Origin of the sequence: Phaeobacter sp. G2 (genome assembly GCA_025163595.1) — a bacterium.
GTDB lineage: Bacteria > Pseudomonadota > Alphaproteobacteria > Rhodobacterales > Rhodobacteraceae > Pseudophaeobacter.
In genome coordinates this window covers 1896779-1913650 of sequence record CP104100.1, presented here as the reverse complement: position 1 = coordinate 1913650, position 16872 = coordinate 1896779, and the positions used below count along the sequence as shown (strand labels likewise).

Here is a 16872-nt window from a genome sequence, read left to right as displayed (position 1 = left end):
CGATCCTGTTTCCCCGATACAGGAAAAGTTTCCTATCAGCAACAGAGGCGGTAATATAACTTTACCAATTATAACAAGGCTGTTTCTTGTTTTTACAGAAAATCCACCAAGGCTTCAAAAAGAACAGGCGAATAGGCCAGGGTTTTGCTCGTATTTTCCGCGTCATGCGCTTGCCCGGCTCTGCGCCATTGCCTACCACTAGGGCAACCAAGAGCAACACATCCCCAGCCGCCCGCGGTTGGGATGAGACGAGGACAGCAAGATGACCAGCCCAGCAGCCCAGGCCGAAGCAGAAACCTTTTACCTGAAGGACTACACCCCCTTTGGCTTTGAGGTAGAGAGCGTTCAGCTGACCTTCCGGCTGGCCCCCCATGCCACCCGCGTGCTGAGCCAGATCCGCTTTACTCCCAAACCCGGCGCGGCGGATTCACAGTTTTTCCTTCATGGCGAGAAACTGAACCTGATCTCTGCCAAGATCGACGGCGTCGCAGTCTCCCCAGTGATCACCGCCGAGGGGCTGACCTGCGACACCCCTGCGGAGCCCTTCCTCTGGGAGGCCGAGGTCGAGATTGATCCCGCCTCCAATACGGCGCTTGAGGGGCTTTATATGTCCGGGGGCATGTATTGCACCCAATGTGAGGCCGAGGGCTTTCGCAAGATCACCTATTACCCAGACCGCCCCGACGTGATGTCCACCTTTACCGTGCGCATCGAAGGCGACGAAGATGTGCTCTTGTCCAACGGCAACCCCGTCTCGCAGTCACAGGGGCTGGCGGAATGGCACGATCCCTGGCCCAAACCAGCCTATCTTTTTGCCCTGGTGGCCGGCGATCTGGTCAACCACCCGGATACATTCACCACCCGGTCCGGCAAAGAGGTTGAGCTGAACATCTGGGTCCGCCCCGGCGACGAGGACAAATGCGCCTTCGGCATGGAAGCCCTGAAGAAATCCATGACCTGGGACGAAGAGGCCTATGGCCGCGAATATGATCTTGATATCTTCAACATCGTTGCGGTGGATGATTTCAACATGGGGGCGATGGAAAACAAAGGCTTGAACGTCTTCAACTCCTCCTGCGTGCTGGCCAGCCCCGAGACCTCGACGGATGCCAATTTTGAACGCATCGAGGCAATCATTGCCCATGAGTATTTCCACAACTGGACCGGCAACCGCATCACCTGCCGCGACTGGTTTCAGCTGTGCCTGAAGGAAGGGCTGACGGTATTCCGGGACGCCCAGTTCACAGCCGACATGCGCTCGGCCTCGGTCAAGCGGATCTCTGATGTGATTGACCTGCGCGCCCGCCAGTTCCCCGAAGACCAGGGCCCGCTGTCACATCCGGTGCGCCCCGAAGAGTTCCAGGAAATCAACAACTTCTACACCGCCACCATCTATGAAAAAGGCGCCGAAATCATCGGCATGCTGAAACGTCTGGTTGGGGATGAGGCCTATCGCAAGGCCCTGGATCTGTACTTTGATCGCCATGACGGTCAGGCCTGTACCATCGAGGACTGGCTGCAGGTGTTTGAAGACAGCACTGGCCGTGATCTGACGCAATTCAAACGCTGGTATGCCCAGGCCGGAACGCCGCGCCTGAAAGTGGCGGAAAGCTTTGCGGATGGAACCTACACCCTGACCTTCGAGCAAAGCACTGCCCCCACGCCCGGTCAGCCGGACAAAGACCCCCGTGTCATTCCAATTGCCGTCGGTCTGTTGAATGGCAACGGGGATGAGGTACAGCCAACCACCGTGCTGGAAATGACCCAGGCCAAGCAGAGCTTTACCTTTGAGGGGCTGGCCAGCAAACCCGTTCCCTCGATCCTGCGCGAGTTCTCGGCCCCTGTCATTCTGGAGCGCGACACCAGCAATACCGAGCGCGCCTTTCTGCTGGCCCATGACAGCGATCTGTTCAACCGCTGGGAGGCCGGCAATGCCCTGTCCCGCGAGGCCCGTATCGCCATGGTGCTGACAGGCGAAGCCCCGGATGCATCCTATCTGGATGCGCTGCAAAAGCTGGTGCGCGACGACAGCCTTGATCCGGCCTTCCGGGCATTGATCCTGCAACCGCCCAGCCAATCCGACATCGCTCAGGCGCTGTTTGAGCGCGGCCACCTGCCCGACCCGCAAAAAATCTATGACGCGGCCGAGACCCTGACCCAGACCCTGGCACAGCAACTGGCCGACAGCCTGCCGCGGCTCTATGCCGACACAACCGTGCAAGGCCCCTATCAGCCCGATGCGATAAGCGCCGGCAAGCGCGCCTTGAACGGGCGTATTCTGTCGCTGCTCACCCGTCTGGACGGGGGCGACCAGGCCAGCCGCCAGTATGACGCCGCCGACAATATGACCCAGCAATATGCAGCCCTTGCCGCCTTGCTGACCGCAGAAAAAGGCACCGCACAATCGCAGGCCTTTTATCAGCAGTGGCAGGGGGACAGGCTGGTGATGGACAAATGGTTTGCCCTGCAGGTCGCCGCCGCCCCCCCCGAGGCAACCGCGCACATCGCCTCGAGGCTGACAGAGCATCCGCTGTTCACCCTGAAAAACCCCAATCGCTTTAGGGCGGTGATGGGGGCGCTGGCTGGCAGCCACGCAGGGTTCCACCATGCAAGCGGCGCCGGATATCAACTCCTGGCAGATAAGCTGATCGCGCTGGACAGCCTCAATCCGCAGACCACGGCCCGGATGTGCACCGCCTTCCAGACCTGGAAACGCTACGATGCGCCCCGTCAGGCTCTGATCCGCCAGCAGCTGCAGCGGATCAAGGACACCAAAGGGTTGAGCCGCGACACCAATGAAATGGTCAGCCGCATCCTGGATGCCTGATCAGCCAGAAAACGCGCCAGCCCTGGCCGATGAGTCCAGGCCATCGTCTCTGCCGCCTTTTCATTTTGAGCAGCAGGGGCGATCGCGGGCCCTGGCAGTCGCGCTGGCCCTGTGGGTTTGTGCCCTGCTCTGTGGCGGGGTGTTCTTACAGATCACTGGCTGGTTGCTGATCGTGCTGGCGCTGCCTTTGCTGCCAGGCCTGTGGGAGCTGTGGCGCAATCCCAGCTCTGGCCTCACCCTGTCAGATAGCCAGATGAGCTGGTTCACCGGCGCGCGCACCACAGAGCTGGCCCTGTCAGAGATCGCGCGCCTGCGACTTGACCGGCGCTGGGATTTTTCCTTTCGCGCCACCCTGATCCTTCAGACTGGTGCCAAAATCCGCCTGCCCCAGCCTGCGCTCCCCCCGACGCAGGTGCTTGAAGACGCCATGACTGCGCGCGGCATTCCCAGCGAACGTCATCACTTCACCATTTTGTAGAGCCGACGCCGCCGCTGCCATGGCAATTCCCAAATGTTAACGGCAATCACCCCATCGCCGCCACGATTGCGCCGCATTGCACAATCATTTTGATCCTGAACAAACAAGCTGCCAACCTGCAGGAAATTGAATGCTCAGACCTCAGAACCAAATGTGGATGCACCTCTCCAGACTGCACAAAGAATTTCCCGCCTGGATTGCGACCAGTTTTTCGGGTGCCGCCTCCGGCCCAGGGGCCGACACCACGCCCCCCGCGTTCTGCGACGCTGGCAATCAACCAGCCGATGCCACCAGTGCAAAGACTGGCCACCTGCCCGAAGCCGCCGTTGAACCGGATATGAAAGACATAGCAGATAGGTTTTTGATCCCAATTCTGAACGATTGCCCCGACGCTCAAAACCGCCAAAACCTGCAAGACAAAGGCCAGTTCCTGGCCCGGCAAGAGCGCTGGTCCGATCTGTCACAGCTGATCCGCACCGCAGACAAAGCCCAGGCGCGCACCCAAGGCGGCCTGCCCGAGGCCGACCTTCTGGCCTACGGTGCCCGCTCGGATGTGGTGAATGCCGTGGAACATGCGCTGCAAGACCCAAATGACAAATCCACCGCAACGACTGCGCGTTCGGGGACAAAAAACACTGGTAAACAGGCATCCGCAGGCAAGAAATCAGGCGAAAACCCGATCCTCATTGATGGCGTCATGGCGCTTGAGACCCTGCGACGCGATCACCCAAAGGACATCTACCTGACGGCCATTGTTGCCCTGGCCCATATTGATATCGCCTGGACTTGGCGCGGCGCCGCCGCAGCAGATACAGAGGTAGGTCCAGCCAAACAAGAAGCGCAGCTTCGCCGTTCCAGCGCACATTTTGAGCGCGCCGCAGCACTTCTGGCACCGCTCAAGGATCAAAGCGGCGATAGCGCCTTCTTGTCGGCGGCCCAATGCGCGCTGTTTGCCGGGCAACGCGCCGAGACACTGGATGTTGCAGACGCCTATGGCAGCCTGATTGATCAGGCCCCGACCAACCCACGCCCCATGCGCGCGCTTGGCGCCCAGATGCTGCCCCGCGCCAATGGCTCTTATGCAGCACTGGAGCTGGAGGCCCGCCGCACCGCCGCCCGCACCCAGGCCCAGTGGGGCGCTGGCGGCTATACTTGGGTTTATTTTGACGCCATGGCCATTGACGAACAGGCCTGTGCCCGCGTCGATTCTAAGTTCTTTTTGGATGGGCTGCAGGATATTCTAAGCACCGATTCAAGCCAGGAAATGATCAACCTGCTTGCGGCCTATTGCGCTGTCACCCTGCCCAATGGAGGCAAGGGGACCTCATCGGCCGACTCAAACCGCGTCGAAATCTCCAAAGCGGCCCGCTGGCTGGTACGCAGCCACCTGCGCGAACTGCACCCGCTGATCTGGGCCCATGCCTGCCAGGGGTTTGACAATAACGCCCGGATCACCTCTCTGCGCCGTTTCGCGGCCCATGGCCAGGCCAAGGCCCTGCACAGTCTGGCACAGATCTTTCAGGACGAGATCAAAAGCGGCCATAGGGTCTCCTTTACCCCTGAAGGGGTCGACCTGCTGCCCTGTCAATAACGCAGCACCCGTCACAGACCGTTAAAAGGCCGGGGGTCTCCCCGGCCTTTGGTGTTGCTGCTGTCAAAGCCGCCACGCTGTGAGTAGCGCGGCCGCCTGGGATCAGGTCTTTTTAAACGCATCCATCAGCGCCGCCCCCAAAGCACCGGTTTCAGTGCTGCCACCGCTGCGCGGCGACGCGGACATCTTTCCAGACTTCTGACCTCCGGGTTTCTGACCTCCCGATTTATAACCTCCCGGCTTTTGGCCTCTGGAATGCTGGCCGCCGCGACCAGCGCCCCCTTTGGCAGCAGGTCCAGCCTCCGAACGCGCATTGCGATCTTCGCGCGCAGAGGCACCGCCATCCTTGCGCATGGTCAGGGCAATCCGCTTGCGGGCGACATCCACCTCGGTGACGGTGACCTTGACCACCTGCCCGGTTTTCACCACCTCATGGGGGTCCTTGACAAACTTGTCCGCCAGCTGGCTGACATGCACCAACCCATCCTGATGCACTCCCACGTCCACAAAGGCGCCAAAGGCGGCGACATTGGTCACGGTGCCTTCCAGAACCATGCCAGGCTTCAGGTCCTGCATGGTCTCAACCCCGTCCGCAAAGGTGGCGGTGACAAAGGAGGGTCTGGGATCGCGGCCCGGTTTCTCCAGTTCCGCAAAGATATCGCGCACCGTGGGCAGGCCAAAGGTTTCATCGACAAACTGCTCTGCGCGCAGCCCTTTCAGGGCGCTGTCATCGCCCATGATCTGGCGGATGTCGCGCCCACAGGCGGCAACCACCTGACGGGCGACGCTATAAGCTTCCGGGTGCACAGAGGAGGCATCCAGCGGCTCCTTGCCGTCACGAATGCGCAAAAACCCTGCACATTGCTCAAATGCCTTGGGGCCAAGACGCGCCACTTTCAACAGCTCCTTGCGCGAGGCGAAGGCGCCGTTCACATCCCGGTGCGCAACGATGGCCTCCGCCAGCCCAGGCCCCAGCCCCGAAACATGGGCCAGCAGCGGGGCTGAGGCCATATTGAGGTCAACTCCGACGCCATTCACCACATCCTCGATCACCGCCTCCAACGATTTTGACAGCCGGTGTTGGTCCACGTCATGCTGATATTGGCCAACGCCAATGCTCTTGGGTTCGATCTTGACCAGTTCCGCCAGCGGATCCTGCAGGCGCCGGGCAATCGACACCGCCCCGCGCAACGATACGTCGAGGTCAGGGAATTCCCGCGCCGCCAGCTCCGAGGCGGAATAGACCGAGGCCCCGGCCTCAGAGACCACCACCTTGGTGGGGGCTTTGACCTTGGCGGGCAGGTGTTTGATCACCTCTGCCACCATGCGCTCTGTCTCGCGGCTGGCGGTCCCGTTGCCAATGGCGATCAGCTCGACCCCATGTTCGGCAATAAGTTTCAGAATGCTGACCTGGGCGCCGCGCAGATCATTCTTTGGCTGAAATGGGTATAGCGTCTCTGTGGCGAGCAGTTTCCCGGTTGCATCCACCACTGCCGCCTTGACGCCGGTGCGAATGCCCGGGTCCAGCCCGAGCGTCGGTCGCGCACCGGCCGGGGCGGCAAAAAGCAGATCCTTGAGGTTGCGCGCAAAGACCTGAATAGCATCCTCCTGGGCGCGACTGCGCAGCTCGCTCATCAGCTCCAGCATCATCGACAGGCTCAGCTTTACCCGCCAGGTCCAGCCCGCCACCTTGCGCAGCCATTTATCGCCGGGGCCAGAACCGCTGGCGCCCAGCTCTGCCGCCACCATGGCTTCGGCGCGGGCCACGCCCTCTTCCGGTTCGGGGCCGATATCCAGCGTCAGCACCCCCTCATTGGCCCCTCGCAACATTGCCAAGGCCCGGTGCGACGGCACATCGGCCCAGCGCTCGCTATGGTCAAAATAGTCAGAAAACTTGGCGCCCGCCTGCTCTTTGCCCTCAACAACCCGTGCGGCAAACCGGGCCTCGGCCTGCAGGAACTGGCGCAACCGCCCCAACAGCCCGGCGTTTTCTGTCATCCGCTCGGTCAGAATATCGCGCGCCCCGTTCAGCGCCTCTTTGCTGCCCGGCACCGCCTCGGTGATATAGTCTGCCGCCAGCACCTCCGGGTCTGCGCTGTGATCCGCCAGGATCGCCTCCACCAGCGGTTCCAGGCCATTTTCGCGCGCAATCATCGCCTTAGTGCGGCGCTTGGGCTTGTAGGGCAGATAGATATCTTCCAGCTGTGCCTTGGTCTCGGCCTTGGCAATTGAACTCGCCAGCTCTTCCGTCAACTTGTCCTGCGATTTGATCGAGTCAACAATCGCCAGCCGCCGCGCTTCCAGCTCACGCAGGTAGGCCAGCCGTTCCGCCAGGGTGCGCAGCTGCGTGTCATCCAGCCCGCCGGTGGCCTCCTTGCGATAACGCGCCACAAAAGGAACGGTTGCCCCCTCATCCAACAGCGTCACCGCGCTGTTCACCTGGTTCGGGGCGGCCCCAATTTCACGGGCTATGGTCTGGGCGATACGGGCTGCGGTGTCCAACAATGCGTCCTCTTCATTCTGCGCGGGATTCTGCGCGGGCAATCTTCATAGCTTTGCGCGGCAGCCGCGCCAAGAGCCCAGTTTCCAACGCGCCCTTCGACCAGCAGCTTTGGCGACAATACGGGCGGCGGCGCTCTGGACCAAGGCCAGCAGACCAGCCCGGTGCCCTTATGCTCTTGCCCCCCATGGCGCGCTGGCCTAGAACCAGACCAAACGTGAAAAAAGGAGCCGGTGCGCGATGCTCGACCTGACATATGAACTCCCCAAGCCCAAGGTGATCTCGGGCGCCAAACATGACTGGGAACTGGTCATCGGCATGGAAGTCCACGCCCAGGTCAGCTCCAATGCCAAGCTGTTCTCTGGCGCCTCGACCAAATTTGGCGCTGAGCCAAACTCCAACGTCTCTTTCGTGGATGCGGCCATGCCCGGCATGCTGCCGGTGATCAACGATTACTGCATCGAGCAGGCAGTGCGCACCGGGTTGGGCCTCAAGGCCGAAATCAACCTCTGGTCTGCCTTTGACCGCAAGAACTATTTCTACCCCGACCAACCCTCGGGCTATCAGATCTCTCAGCTGTATCACCCCATCGTCGGCGAAGGCGAAGTGCTGGTCGAGCTGGGCGATGGCACCGCACGCAACGTGCGGGTTGAACGCATCCACATGGAACAGGACGCGGGCAAATCCATCCACGACATGGATCCCAACATGTCCTTTGTCGATCTCAACCGCGCCGGCGTCTGCCTGATGGAGATCGTCTCCCGCCCCGACATCCGCAGCCCCGAAGAGGCCGCCGCCTATATCCTCAAGCTGCGCCAGATCATGCGCTATCTCGGCACCTGCGACGGCGACATGCAAAACGGCAACCTGCGCGCCGATGTCAACGTCTCGGTCTGCCTGCCCGGCGCCTACGAGCGCTACCGCGAAACCGGCGATTTCGGCCATCTCGGCACCCGCTGCGAGATCAAGAACATGAACTCCACCCGCTTTATCCAGCAGGCGATCGAGGTCGAGGCCCGTCGCCAGATTGCCATTCTTGAGGCCGGCGGCGAGGTAGACCAGGAGACCCGCGGTTTTGATCCCGTCAAGGGCGAAACCCGCACCCAGCGCTCCAAGGAAGAAGCCCATGATTACCGCTACTTCCCCGACCCTGACCTGCTGCCGCTGGAGATCGAACAAGATTGGGTGGACCAGATCAAAGCCGGACTGCCGGAACTGCCCGACACCAAAAAGGCGCGGTTCATCGCAGATTTCAAACTCAGCGACTATGACGCCTCGGTGCTGACGGCGGATGTGGAATCCGCCGCTTATTTCGAGGCCGTGGCCGAGGGCCGCAATGGCAAGCTCGCCGCCAACTGGGTGATCAACGAGCTGTTTGGCCGCCTGAAAGTCGACGACAAGGATATCGCCAATTGCCCGGTCACCCCGGCGCAGCTGGGTGGCATCGTCGAGCTGATCTCGGCCGAGACCATTTCGGGCAAGATCGCCAAGGATCTGTTTGAGATCGTCTACACGACAGGTGGCGACCCCGCCCAGATCGTCGAAGAGCGCGGCATGAAGCAGGTGACAGACACCGGCGCCATCGAGGCAGCCCTGGATCAGATCATCGCCGCCAACCCCGCACAGGTGGAAAAGGCGAAACAGAACCCGAAACTCGCAGGCTGGTTCGTCGGTCAGGTGATGAAAGCCACCGGCGGCAAGGCCAACCCCAAAGCGGTCAACGAGCTGGTGGCCAAGAAACTGGCCTGAGGCTTGGAAACATCCCAAATGAACCAAAGGCGGCCCATCGGGTCGCCTTTTTAAAAACGAGACGATGCAGTTATTGTTGCCTTTCGCCTGTGCTGCGCGCGGCAGGCGCTCGCCCGCTCACCAAATCAGAAATTTTCCTAAGGCGAAACAGTTGGGCATGTCGCCCCCACCCCCGCCCCGAAGGACAGCCACAACCCGCTAAGGTTGCCAGCCTGCCCTTGACCCATGCCACGCGCTGCTGCAGCTTGCTGAGAAACAGACGGACCACCATGCAGATCACAATCCATATCGGTTTTCCCAAATGCGCTTCGACGTCGCTTCAGGCCTATATGGCCGACAACGACGCTCTGTTTCGCGCCGCCGGGCTTCTCTACCCGGAAAGCCACCGCCTGCACACAGGCTACAGGCATCATGGCCCCCTGCTGGCACCTGATCTGGACCTTGCTGCCGCCGTGGATGACATAGCGAACGAAGCGCAGACACATCGGTGTGGGCATATCCTTCTGTCAACGGAGGAGTATACGACCAATCGCACGGGTCGGCTTGCGGCGCTCACCCGTGAATTTTCCAAACGTTTTGGCCCGGAAGCGGTTTCCCTCCTCTGCCTGTTGCGTGATCCCGTCGCGATGCTGCGCTCCAGCTATCAGCAATTCGTGCGGGCCGGTCTCTGGGGCATCCATCGTGACAAGTTTTACAATGAGACCGACGGCTCAATAGAAGCCTATATCGAGGCCTTTCATAAAGTGCGCGAATGCCATTGGTTCGCCTATGACGACTTGTTGCGTGCCGCGATGACCGGGGTCACAGCCGGGCGGCTAACAGTATGGGATCTAGACCGGATCTCCGATCTAGCCGGTCAGCTCGACCACCACTTTTCTCTGCCAGGTGGTCAGACGGCCCTGGTCAAGAACATCCGTGTTTCAATGGCGAAACTGCATTTCCTGCGCCTCTTCCAGCAGGAGTTCGGGCAGAAGGCGTACCGGCGGAACCGAGGCCCCCTTATCCGCAAAATTGACCTACCAAGTCAGAACTGGACCGAGCAAATGGCAATCGACAAAGGGCTTGACCTTCCAGAAGACGTGTTGCACCAGCGCTTTCCACATATGCAAGATCACAAGATGCACGCGCTGGCCATGGATGGGCCGTTGGCGCCCTGCAGCTAAGGATCGCGAACGGCAAGCAGTGCACCGGCAGATCTGCAAAAGGCGATTTAGCCCGCCTGCCACTGAACCAGCCTACCGCCAACAGCCACGGAGCCCCCATGACACCTACCTTTGATCAGGACCTTCAGGACCGCCTCACCCGCTATGCCGCCATCGACAGCCAAAGCGACGAGACCTCCCCCACCGCGCCCAGCACCGCAATCCAGTTCGACATGTCGAATCTATTGGTTGAAGAGCTAAAAGGGATCGGCGCGCAGGATGTCACCCTGACCGATTATGGCACCGTGCTGGCCACTGTTCCGGGTAACACCGATGGCCCGACGGTTGGCTTTCTCGCCCATGTGGACACCGCGCCGCAGTTCAATGCGAGTGGCGTCAAACCGCGCGTGATCAAGGGCTACAACGGCGGCGATATCACCTTCCCCGACAATCCCGACCTAGTGCTGTCGCCGCAGGATCACCCCTATTTGGCGGGTAAGCAAGGCCATGATCTGGTCACCGCCTCCGGCCTGACCCTGCTGGGCGCCGATGACAAGGCCGGCGTCTCCATCGTGATGACCCTGGCCCAGCACCTGATTGAAAACCCGGACATCCCCCACGGCCCCATCCGCATCGCCTTTACCCCGGACGAAGAAATTGGTCGCGGTGTCGATGCCAAGCTGCCTGCGGATCTGGGGGTGGATTTTGCCTATACGCTGGATGGCAGTGACCTGGGCGAGATCATCTACGAGAGCTTTTCGGCGGATCGCGCCGTGGTTTCGATCAAGGGCGTGTCGATCCACCCCGGCTGGGCCAAGGAAAAACTGGTCAATGCCGCGCATCTGGCCTCCAAGATCGTGCAGACCCTGCCGCAGGCGACCATGACGCCGGAAACCACCGACGGGCGCGAGGGCTTTTTGCATGTCACCGATATGGCGGGTGGGTCGTCAGAGATGGAGATCAAACTGATCCTGCGCGATTTTGAACGCGACGGGCTGGCGGCCAAGGGCGATTTGCTGCGGCAAGTCTGCGAGGCTGTTCAGGCCTCAGAACCACGCGCCGACATCACCTGCGAGATCTATCCGCAATACCGCAACATGCGCTATTGGCTGGAAGAGGACATGACGCCGGTGGATCTGGCGCTGGAGGCCTGCCGTGCCAATGGCATTGAGCCGATCTCGGTACCGATCCGCGGCGGCACCGATGGCTCACGTCTGACAGAAATGGGCGTGCCGACCCCCAATATCTTTTGCGGCATGCAATGTGTTCACGGCCCCCTGGAATGGGTATCGGTGCAAGATATGGCCGCGTCACTGCAGGTCTGCCTGACCCTGGCACAGCTGGCGGCACAAAAATAACCTGCAGCGCATTCTCTGCTGTCCGGTCGCAGGATCGGGCAGCCGGGTCTTGATTGAAGCCGCAGCAAACACAGCTGGCGGACCGCCATTCAGCGAACCCAGACTTGACCCCTCGCCTGCATAGGTTAAACCTGCGCCGGAAGTCAGGAGACCGCGATGCAGGCGTTTGAGTACAAAGTTGTTCCCGCCCCTCACAAGGGCACCAAAGCCAAAGGCGTCAAAACCCCCGAGGGGCGTTTTGCCAATTCCATTGAGATCACACTCAATCAAATGGCGGCGGAAGGCTGGGACTATCAACGCGCCGAGCTTTTGCCCTCGGATGAGCGTTCTGGCCTGACCGGCTCGACCACCCATTGGCGCAATGTGCTGGTGTTTCGCCGCGCCCTGCCGGTTGCCGCTGGTGTGACGGAGCAGCCGCTTGCGGCCAGCCTCGCCCCCGCAGGCAATGCGCCCGCAGTAGAGGCGCCGGTTGCCGCCGCCCCAGCCGTGCCTGCTGCGGCTGGCGTGTTAACAGCCACCGCAGGCGATCCCGAAGCGCCCGAAGGTGCAACACCTGTTCCGGGTCAGGGGGCTGCCAGCATGCGCGCCGACGATGGCGTCGAGGAGCTGAGCCCCGTTTCAGGCATGACTGCCGCCCTGAAAGCCCGCGCCAAGCTGCACTCCGCTGACGACGACTAATCTTTACCTCGCTGCAGGGGCCACAAGCGCCGAGGCCCCCGCAGCTAAGGCTACAGATCAAACGCTGCCGATATCCAGCGCCAGCGCGTGAATACGCGGAACAATATCCCCCAGCGCCCTATGCACCGCCCGGTGCTGCTGCACCCGGTTTTGTCCGGCAAAGGCTGCGGCACGGATTCTCACGTTAAAGTGACTTTCCCCACTGCCGTCATGGCCTGCGTGGCCAATATGACTGTTGCTATCATCCACGACCTCTAGTTCCGTGGGCGCAAAGGCTTCCTGAAGCCGCTGCTCCATTTCAACACGAATGCTCATATTCTGCTCAACCTCATATTTATTTCTCTCACCCCCTTCAATCTGACGCCCCTTAGACTAAACTGCCTCCTCCGAGTCGAGTAGCTGCGTCGAGAAGGTGCACCCCATGAGTAAATCAGATCCTTTCGGTTTCGATATGTCCGTCAGCTCTGCAAAAAAGAAAAATCCGCGTGGACGTCGCAGCATGTCCGGCGCCTCGGAGACCTCTGTGCGGGTCTGCGACAAGGAAGGGTGCGAAGAAGCTGGCAAGTTCCGCGCGCCCAAGGCCCCGGATGTGTTGGATGACTTTTTCTGGTTCTGCCAGGAACATGTCCGCGAATACAACAATCACTGGAATTTCTTCCAGGGTACCACCGAGGCCGAGCTGAACGCACAGCAGTCCAAGGACAAGGTCTGGGAACGTCAGACCAAACCCATGGGTGACCCCGAAGCGCGCGCCTGGGCCCGGCTGGGCATTGAGGATCCGCATCAGGTTCTGGGTGGCAATGCGACACAGAACCCGGGCCGCTCTGCCGCCACCGGTCGCCGTCTGCCCGCCACCGAACGCAAGGCGCTGGAGTTGCTGGAGGCCAAGGACGATTGGTCCAAGGCCGACATCCGCAAGGCCTACAAAAAGCTGATCAAGGTTTTGCACCCTGATATGAACGGCGGCGACCGCAGCCAGGAAGAACAGCTGCAAGAGGTCCGCTGGGCCTGGGAGCAGATCAAGGACAGCCGTAGCTTCAAATAGGGCCTCGGGTCAGGACCGATTTATCCCGAGTATTGAAATCTGAAATGGGCAGCAACAGCTGCCCGTTTTTGTGCCATTTTGTCGCGCAGCGGTTCAAATGTCAGACCGGGCATAGGGTCAGTTTGGCCTGCAACATCACGTTATTTCGCCGCCCCCTACTCTGCCTCTTGCCCTTCACCGCAAGATCAGGCACCAATCCCCCGGATTGACCCCGCAATCGGCGGGAGAGGAACAAGGATCGACTGTGATGACTGACGGCATGCTGGATATGAATGCAAAACCCACCGACCCCATTTCGGTGCGCGATGTCTTTGGCATCGATACCGACATGACCATCAAGGGCTTTGCCGAAGGCTCGGACCGCGTCCCCGCAATTGATCCTACCTATAAATTTGACCCAGACACCACCATGGCCATCCTGGCCGGGTTCTCGCACAATCGCCGTGTGATGATCCAAGGCTACCACGGCACAGGGAAATCGACTCACATCGAACAGGTTGCCGCGCGTCTGAACTGGCCCTCCGTGCGGGTTAACCTCGACAGCCACATCAGCCGGATCGACCTGATCGGTAAGGACGCGATCAAACTGCGCGACGGCAAGCAGGTGACAGAGTTCCACGAAGGCATCCTGCCCTGGGCACTGCGCAACCCTGTTGCGATCGTGTTTGATGAATATGACGCCGGCCGCGCCGATGTGATGTTTGTGATCCAGCGGGTGCTGGAGCATGACGGCAAGCTGACCCTGCTGGACCAGAACGAGATCATCACCCCGAACCCCTATTTCCGTCTGTTTGCCACCGCCAACACCGTTGGCCTGGGCGACACCACCGGCCTCTACCATGGCACCCAGCAGATCAACCAGGCCCAGATGGACCGCTGGTCGTTGGTGGCCACGCTGAACTACCTCAGCCATGATGCGGAAACCGCCATCGTGTTGTCCAAGGCGCCGCATTACAACACGGAAAAAGGCCGCAAAGACATCTCGCAGATGGTGACCGTGGCGGATCTGACCCGCACCGCCTTTATGAATGGCGATCTGTCGACCGTGATGAGCCCGCGGACCGTGATCAACTGGGCGCAAAACGCCGAGATCTTCCGCGATGTGGGCTATGCCTTCCGTCTCAGCTTCCTGAACAAATGTGACGAGCTGGAACGCCAGACCGTGGCCGAGTTCTACCAGCGCTGCTTTGACGAAGAGCTGCCCGAAAGCGCCGCCAGCGTTTCACTGGGCTGATTAGTGACGTGCCGCCCGGCCGCAAGGCCGGGCAGCGCCCGTCCCGTCCCCCACGGGGCGGGCGCTTCGCTTCCTCCCCGCCGGGTCGGGCGCCGCCCTTTTCGCTGCCGCTCGACTGGACTTTCCCAAAAAGAGGGAGGATGCTCATCAGGGACAAGGTGCGACCATGAGAAAACAAAACGACAATCCTGCTGACCCGTTCAAAAAGGCCCTGGCCGAGGCCACCAAGGTCATGGCCGATGATCCGGAGCTGAGCGTTTCCTACACCGTGGACCCCTCGGGCGTGTCCGGTGACAATATGCGCCTGCCGCAGGTCTCCCGCCGGATGAGCCGCGAAGAGGTGTTGCTGGCCCGTGGCACCGCTGATGCGCTGGCGCTGCGCCGCAAGTTCCACGACGATGCCACCCATGCCAAATACACCCCCCAGGGGGAAATGGCGCGCGATTTGTATGAGGCGATGGAAACCGCCCGCTGCGAAGCTATGGGCGCGCGGCACATGCCCGGCACCGCCTCCAATATCGACGTAAAGATCCGCAACGAGGCCATCCGGCGCGGCTATGACCAGATGAAGAGCTCCTCTGAGGCGCCACTGGCGGCCTCTGCCGGTTATCTGGTGCGCCATCTCGCCACCGGGCGTCCGCTGCCTGAGGGGGCAGACAATGTGATGGAGCTGTGGCGCGGGTTCATCGAATCCCAGGCAGGTGAGACGCTGGAGAACCTCGACGACAAGATCGCCGATCAGTCTGAATTTGCCAAATTTGCCCGCAAGATCATCGCCGATCTTGGCTATGGCGACCAGCTGGGCGATGACCCGGATGAGCTGGACGACAACCAGGACGACGAGGCCGAAGACAACGCCGAAGAGCAGCCCGATCCCGACAGCAATGGCGAGGATGACTCCGACGACGAACAGGCCGAGGCAGATGCCGAGCAGGCGCAGGAGCAACAGCAGGACGAAAGTCAGGCCCAGGTCTCGATGGATGAGATGGCCGACGAGGAGCTGGCCGAAGAAACCGAGATGCCCGATGGCGAGGCACCGCTGGATCCGCCTCCACCGCCGCCCGTGTCCGAGGCCGACCCCGAGTACAAGGTATTCCTCGACGCCAATGACGAAGAAATCGCCGCCGAAGAACTGGCGGAACCGGCAGAGCTGGAACGTCTTCGCGCCTATCTGGATCAACAGCTTGAGCCGCTTAAAGGCGCCGTCAGCCGCCTGGCCAACAAGCTGCAGCGCCGCCTGCAGGCGCAGCAGAACCGCTCCTGGGAGTTTGACCTGGAAGAGGGCATTCTGGATGCCGGCCGTCTGGCGCGGGTGATTGCCAACCCCACCACGCCGCTGTCCTTCAAGCGCGAAAAAGACACCGAGTTCCGCGACACTGTGGTGACGCTTTTGCTGGACAACTCAGGCTCCATGCGCGGACGGCCCATTTCCATTGCCGCCATCTGCGCCGATGTTCTGGCCCGCACCCTGGAGCGCTGCAACGTCAAGGTCGAGATCCTCGGCTTTACCACCCGCGCCTGGAAGGGCGGGCTGGCGCGCGAGGCCTGGCTTAATGACGGGCGACCGCAGATGCCGGGACGGCTGAATGATCTGCGCCACATCATCTATAAATCTGCCGATACACCCTGGCGCCGGGTGCGCCCCAATCTGGGTCTGATGATGAAAGAAGGCCTGCTGAAGGAAAACATTGATGGCGAGGCGCTGGAATGGGCCCATCGCCGCATGATCGCCCGCCAGGAAGCGCGCAAGATCCTGATGGTGATTTCCGATGGCGCGCCGGTGGATGACAGCACCCTGTCGGTGAACCCCGCCAACTATCTGGAAAAACACCTGCGTGATGTGATCGCCATGGTGGAAAAGCGCAAACAGGTAGAGCTACTGGCCATTGGGATCGGCCACGATGTGACGCGCTATTACGACCGCGCCGTGACCATTACCGATGTGGAGCAGCTTGCCGGCGCCATGACAGAACAACTGGCTGCCCTGTTCGACAGCGACCCCCGCGCCCGTGCGCGTGTCATGGGGATCCGCAAAGCAAGCTAGGCCCAGCCAGGCGCCCCTGCCGTTTTGCGGCTGTTGTTTGACCAGGGATGACACAAAATCCAGACTGTTTTCCCCCCAAGTCAGAAAGGGGGGGCTCCCGCGCCTTTACGCCGCATCACAGATGCGGCACAAAGCCTTGGGCCCCGCAGCGCGCTAACGCGCGCTGCGGCTGTGGCTCATCACAGGTTCCATGCGGTCGGATCGCTTTGGGGCTCCTCCGTGCCGT

Annotated in this window: 12 protein-coding genes; 10 read left to right on the top strand and 2 right to left on the bottom strand. The window is 61.0% G+C overall.

The window, feature by feature from the left end; all coding sequences use genetic code 11:
* Positions 1 to 262: 262 nt before the first annotated feature.
* The 3 genes from pepN (at position 263) to N1037_09115 (ending at position 4896) form a co-directional block, all read left to right on the top strand.
* The gene (gene pepN, locus N1037_09125; GenBank protein ID UWS81151.1) at positions 263 to 2827 is read left to right on the top strand and encodes an aminopeptidase N; all 2565 of its coding nucleotides are present in this window, start codon (positions 263 to 265) and stop codon (positions 2825 to 2827) included.
* Complete coding sequence (locus tag N1037_09120; GenBank protein UWS81150.1) at positions 2820 to 3305, top strand: hypothetical protein; 486 nt, start codon at positions 2820 to 2822, stop codon at positions 3303 to 3305. The genes pepN and N1037_09120 overlap by 8 nt, the downstream gene beginning before the upstream one ends.
* A gap of 130 nt (positions 3306 to 3435) precedes the next feature.
* The gene (locus N1037_09115; protein UWS81149.1) at positions 3436 to 4896 is read left to right on the top strand and encodes a hypothetical protein; all 1461 of its coding nucleotides are present in this window, start codon (positions 3436 to 3438) and stop codon (positions 4894 to 4896) included.
* A gap of 102 nt (positions 4897 to 4998) precedes the next feature.
* On the opposite strand, the gene N1037_09110 is transcribed toward N1037_09115, so the two are convergent.
* Positions 4999 to 7398, bottom strand: a complete 2400-nt coding sequence (locus N1037_09110; GenBank protein UWS81334.1) for an RNA-binding transcriptional accessory protein — start codon at positions 7396 to 7398, stop codon at positions 4999 to 5001.
* 238 nt (positions 7399 to 7636) lie between these two features.
* Between N1037_09110 and gatB the strand changes: the two genes are divergently transcribed.
* The 4 genes from gatB (at position 7637) to N1037_09090 (ending at position 12323) form a co-directional block, all read left to right on the top strand.
* Positions 7637 to 9145 (top strand): Asp-tRNA(Asn)/Glu-tRNA(Gln) amidotransferase subunit GatB, encoded by a 1509-nt coding sequence (gene gatB / locus N1037_09105; GenBank protein ID UWS81148.1) that lies wholly within the window; start codon positions 7637 to 7639, stop codon positions 9143 to 9145.
* 329 nt (positions 9146 to 9474) lie between these two features.
* Entirely contained in the window at positions 9475 to 10308 is an 834-nt protein-coding gene (locus tag N1037_09100) for a hypothetical protein (protein UWS81147.1), read from the top strand.
* Positions 10309 to 10406: 98 nt separating this feature from the next.
* On the top strand, positions 10407 to 11645 hold the full coding sequence (gene pepT / locus N1037_09095) for a peptidase T (GenBank protein ID UWS81146.1): 1239 nt from the start codon (positions 10407 to 10409) through the stop codon (positions 11643 to 11645).
* Positions 11646 to 11801: 156 nt separating this feature from the next.
* Positions 11802 to 12323: a DUF4177 domain-containing protein gene (locus N1037_09090; GenBank protein UWS81145.1), complete on the top strand. Its 522-nt coding sequence runs from the start codon at positions 11802 to 11804 to the stop codon at positions 12321 to 12323.
* A gap of 57 nt (positions 12324 to 12380) precedes the next feature.
* Here the strand turns inward: N1037_09090 and N1037_09085 are convergent, their stop codons facing one another.
* Complete coding sequence (locus N1037_09085) at positions 12381 to 12638, bottom strand: BolA family transcriptional regulator (protein UWS81144.1); 258 nt, start codon at positions 12636 to 12638, stop codon at positions 12381 to 12383.
* Between the two features lie 106 nt (positions 12639 to 12744).
* Here N1037_09085 and N1037_09080 point away from each other — a divergent pair, with 106 nt between their 5' ends.
* The 3 genes from N1037_09080 to cobT all read left to right on the top strand — a co-directional run bounded on the left by N1037_09080 (position 12745) and on the right by cobT (position 16646).
* Positions 12745 to 13368 (top strand): J domain-containing protein, encoded by a 624-nt coding sequence (locus N1037_09080; GenBank protein UWS81143.1) that lies wholly within the window; start codon positions 12745 to 12747, stop codon positions 13366 to 13368.
* A 247-nt stretch (positions 13369 to 13615) separates the two neighbouring features.
* Positions 13616 to 14602: a cobaltochelatase subunit CobS gene (gene cobS, locus N1037_09075; GenBank protein ID UWS81142.1), complete on the top strand. Its 987-nt coding sequence runs from the start codon at positions 13616 to 13618 to the stop codon at positions 14600 to 14602.
* Between the two features lie 166 nt (positions 14603 to 14768).
* Positions 14769 to 16646, top strand: a complete 1878-nt coding sequence (cobT, locus tag N1037_09070; GenBank protein UWS81141.1) for a cobaltochelatase subunit CobT — start codon at positions 14769 to 14771, stop codon at positions 16644 to 16646.
* Positions 16647 to 16872: the final 226 nt, after the last annotated feature.

What these genes read in the sequence shown, in the direction of transcription:
- N1037_09115 (UWS81149.1), top strand. Translation starts at nt 3,436, where the DNA reads ATGCTCAGACCTCAGAACCAAATGTGGATGCACCTCTCCAGACTGCAC.
- cobT (UWS81141.1), top strand. Translation starts at nt 14,769, where the DNA reads ATGAGAAAACAAAACGACAATCCTGCTGACCCGTTCAAAAAGGCCCTG.
- gatB (UWS81148.1), top strand. Translation starts at nt 7,637, where the DNA reads ATGCTCGACCTGACATATGAACTCCCCAAGCCCAAGGTGATCTCGGGC.
- N1037_09080 (UWS81143.1), top strand. Translation starts at nt 12,745, where the DNA reads ATGAGTAAATCAGATCCTTTCGGTTTCGATATGTCCGTCAGCTCTGCA.
- cobS (UWS81142.1), top strand. Translation starts at nt 13,616, where the DNA reads ATGACTGACGGCATGCTGGATATGAATGCAAAACCCACCGACCCCATT.
- pepT (UWS81146.1), top strand. Translation starts at nt 10,407, where the DNA reads ATGACACCTACCTTTGATCAGGACCTTCAGGACCGCCTCACCCGCTAT.
- N1037_09120 (UWS81150.1), top strand. Translation starts at nt 2,820, where the DNA reads ATGCCTGATCAGCCAGAAAACGCGCCAGCCCTGGCCGATGAGTCCAGG.
- N1037_09085 (UWS81144.1), bottom strand. Translation starts at nt 12,638, where the DNA reads ATGAGCATTCGTGTTGAAATGGAGCAGCGGCTTCAGGAAGCCTTTGCG.
- N1037_09100 (UWS81147.1), top strand. Translation starts at nt 9,475, where the DNA reads ATGGCCGACAACGACGCTCTGTTTCGCGCCGCCGGGCTTCTCTACCCG.
- N1037_09090 (UWS81145.1), top strand. Translation starts at nt 11,802, where the DNA reads ATGCAGGCGTTTGAGTACAAAGTTGTTCCCGCCCCTCACAAGGGCACC.
- pepN (UWS81151.1), top strand. Translation starts at nt 263, where the DNA reads ATGACCAGCCCAGCAGCCCAGGCCGAAGCAGAAACCTTTTACCTGAAG.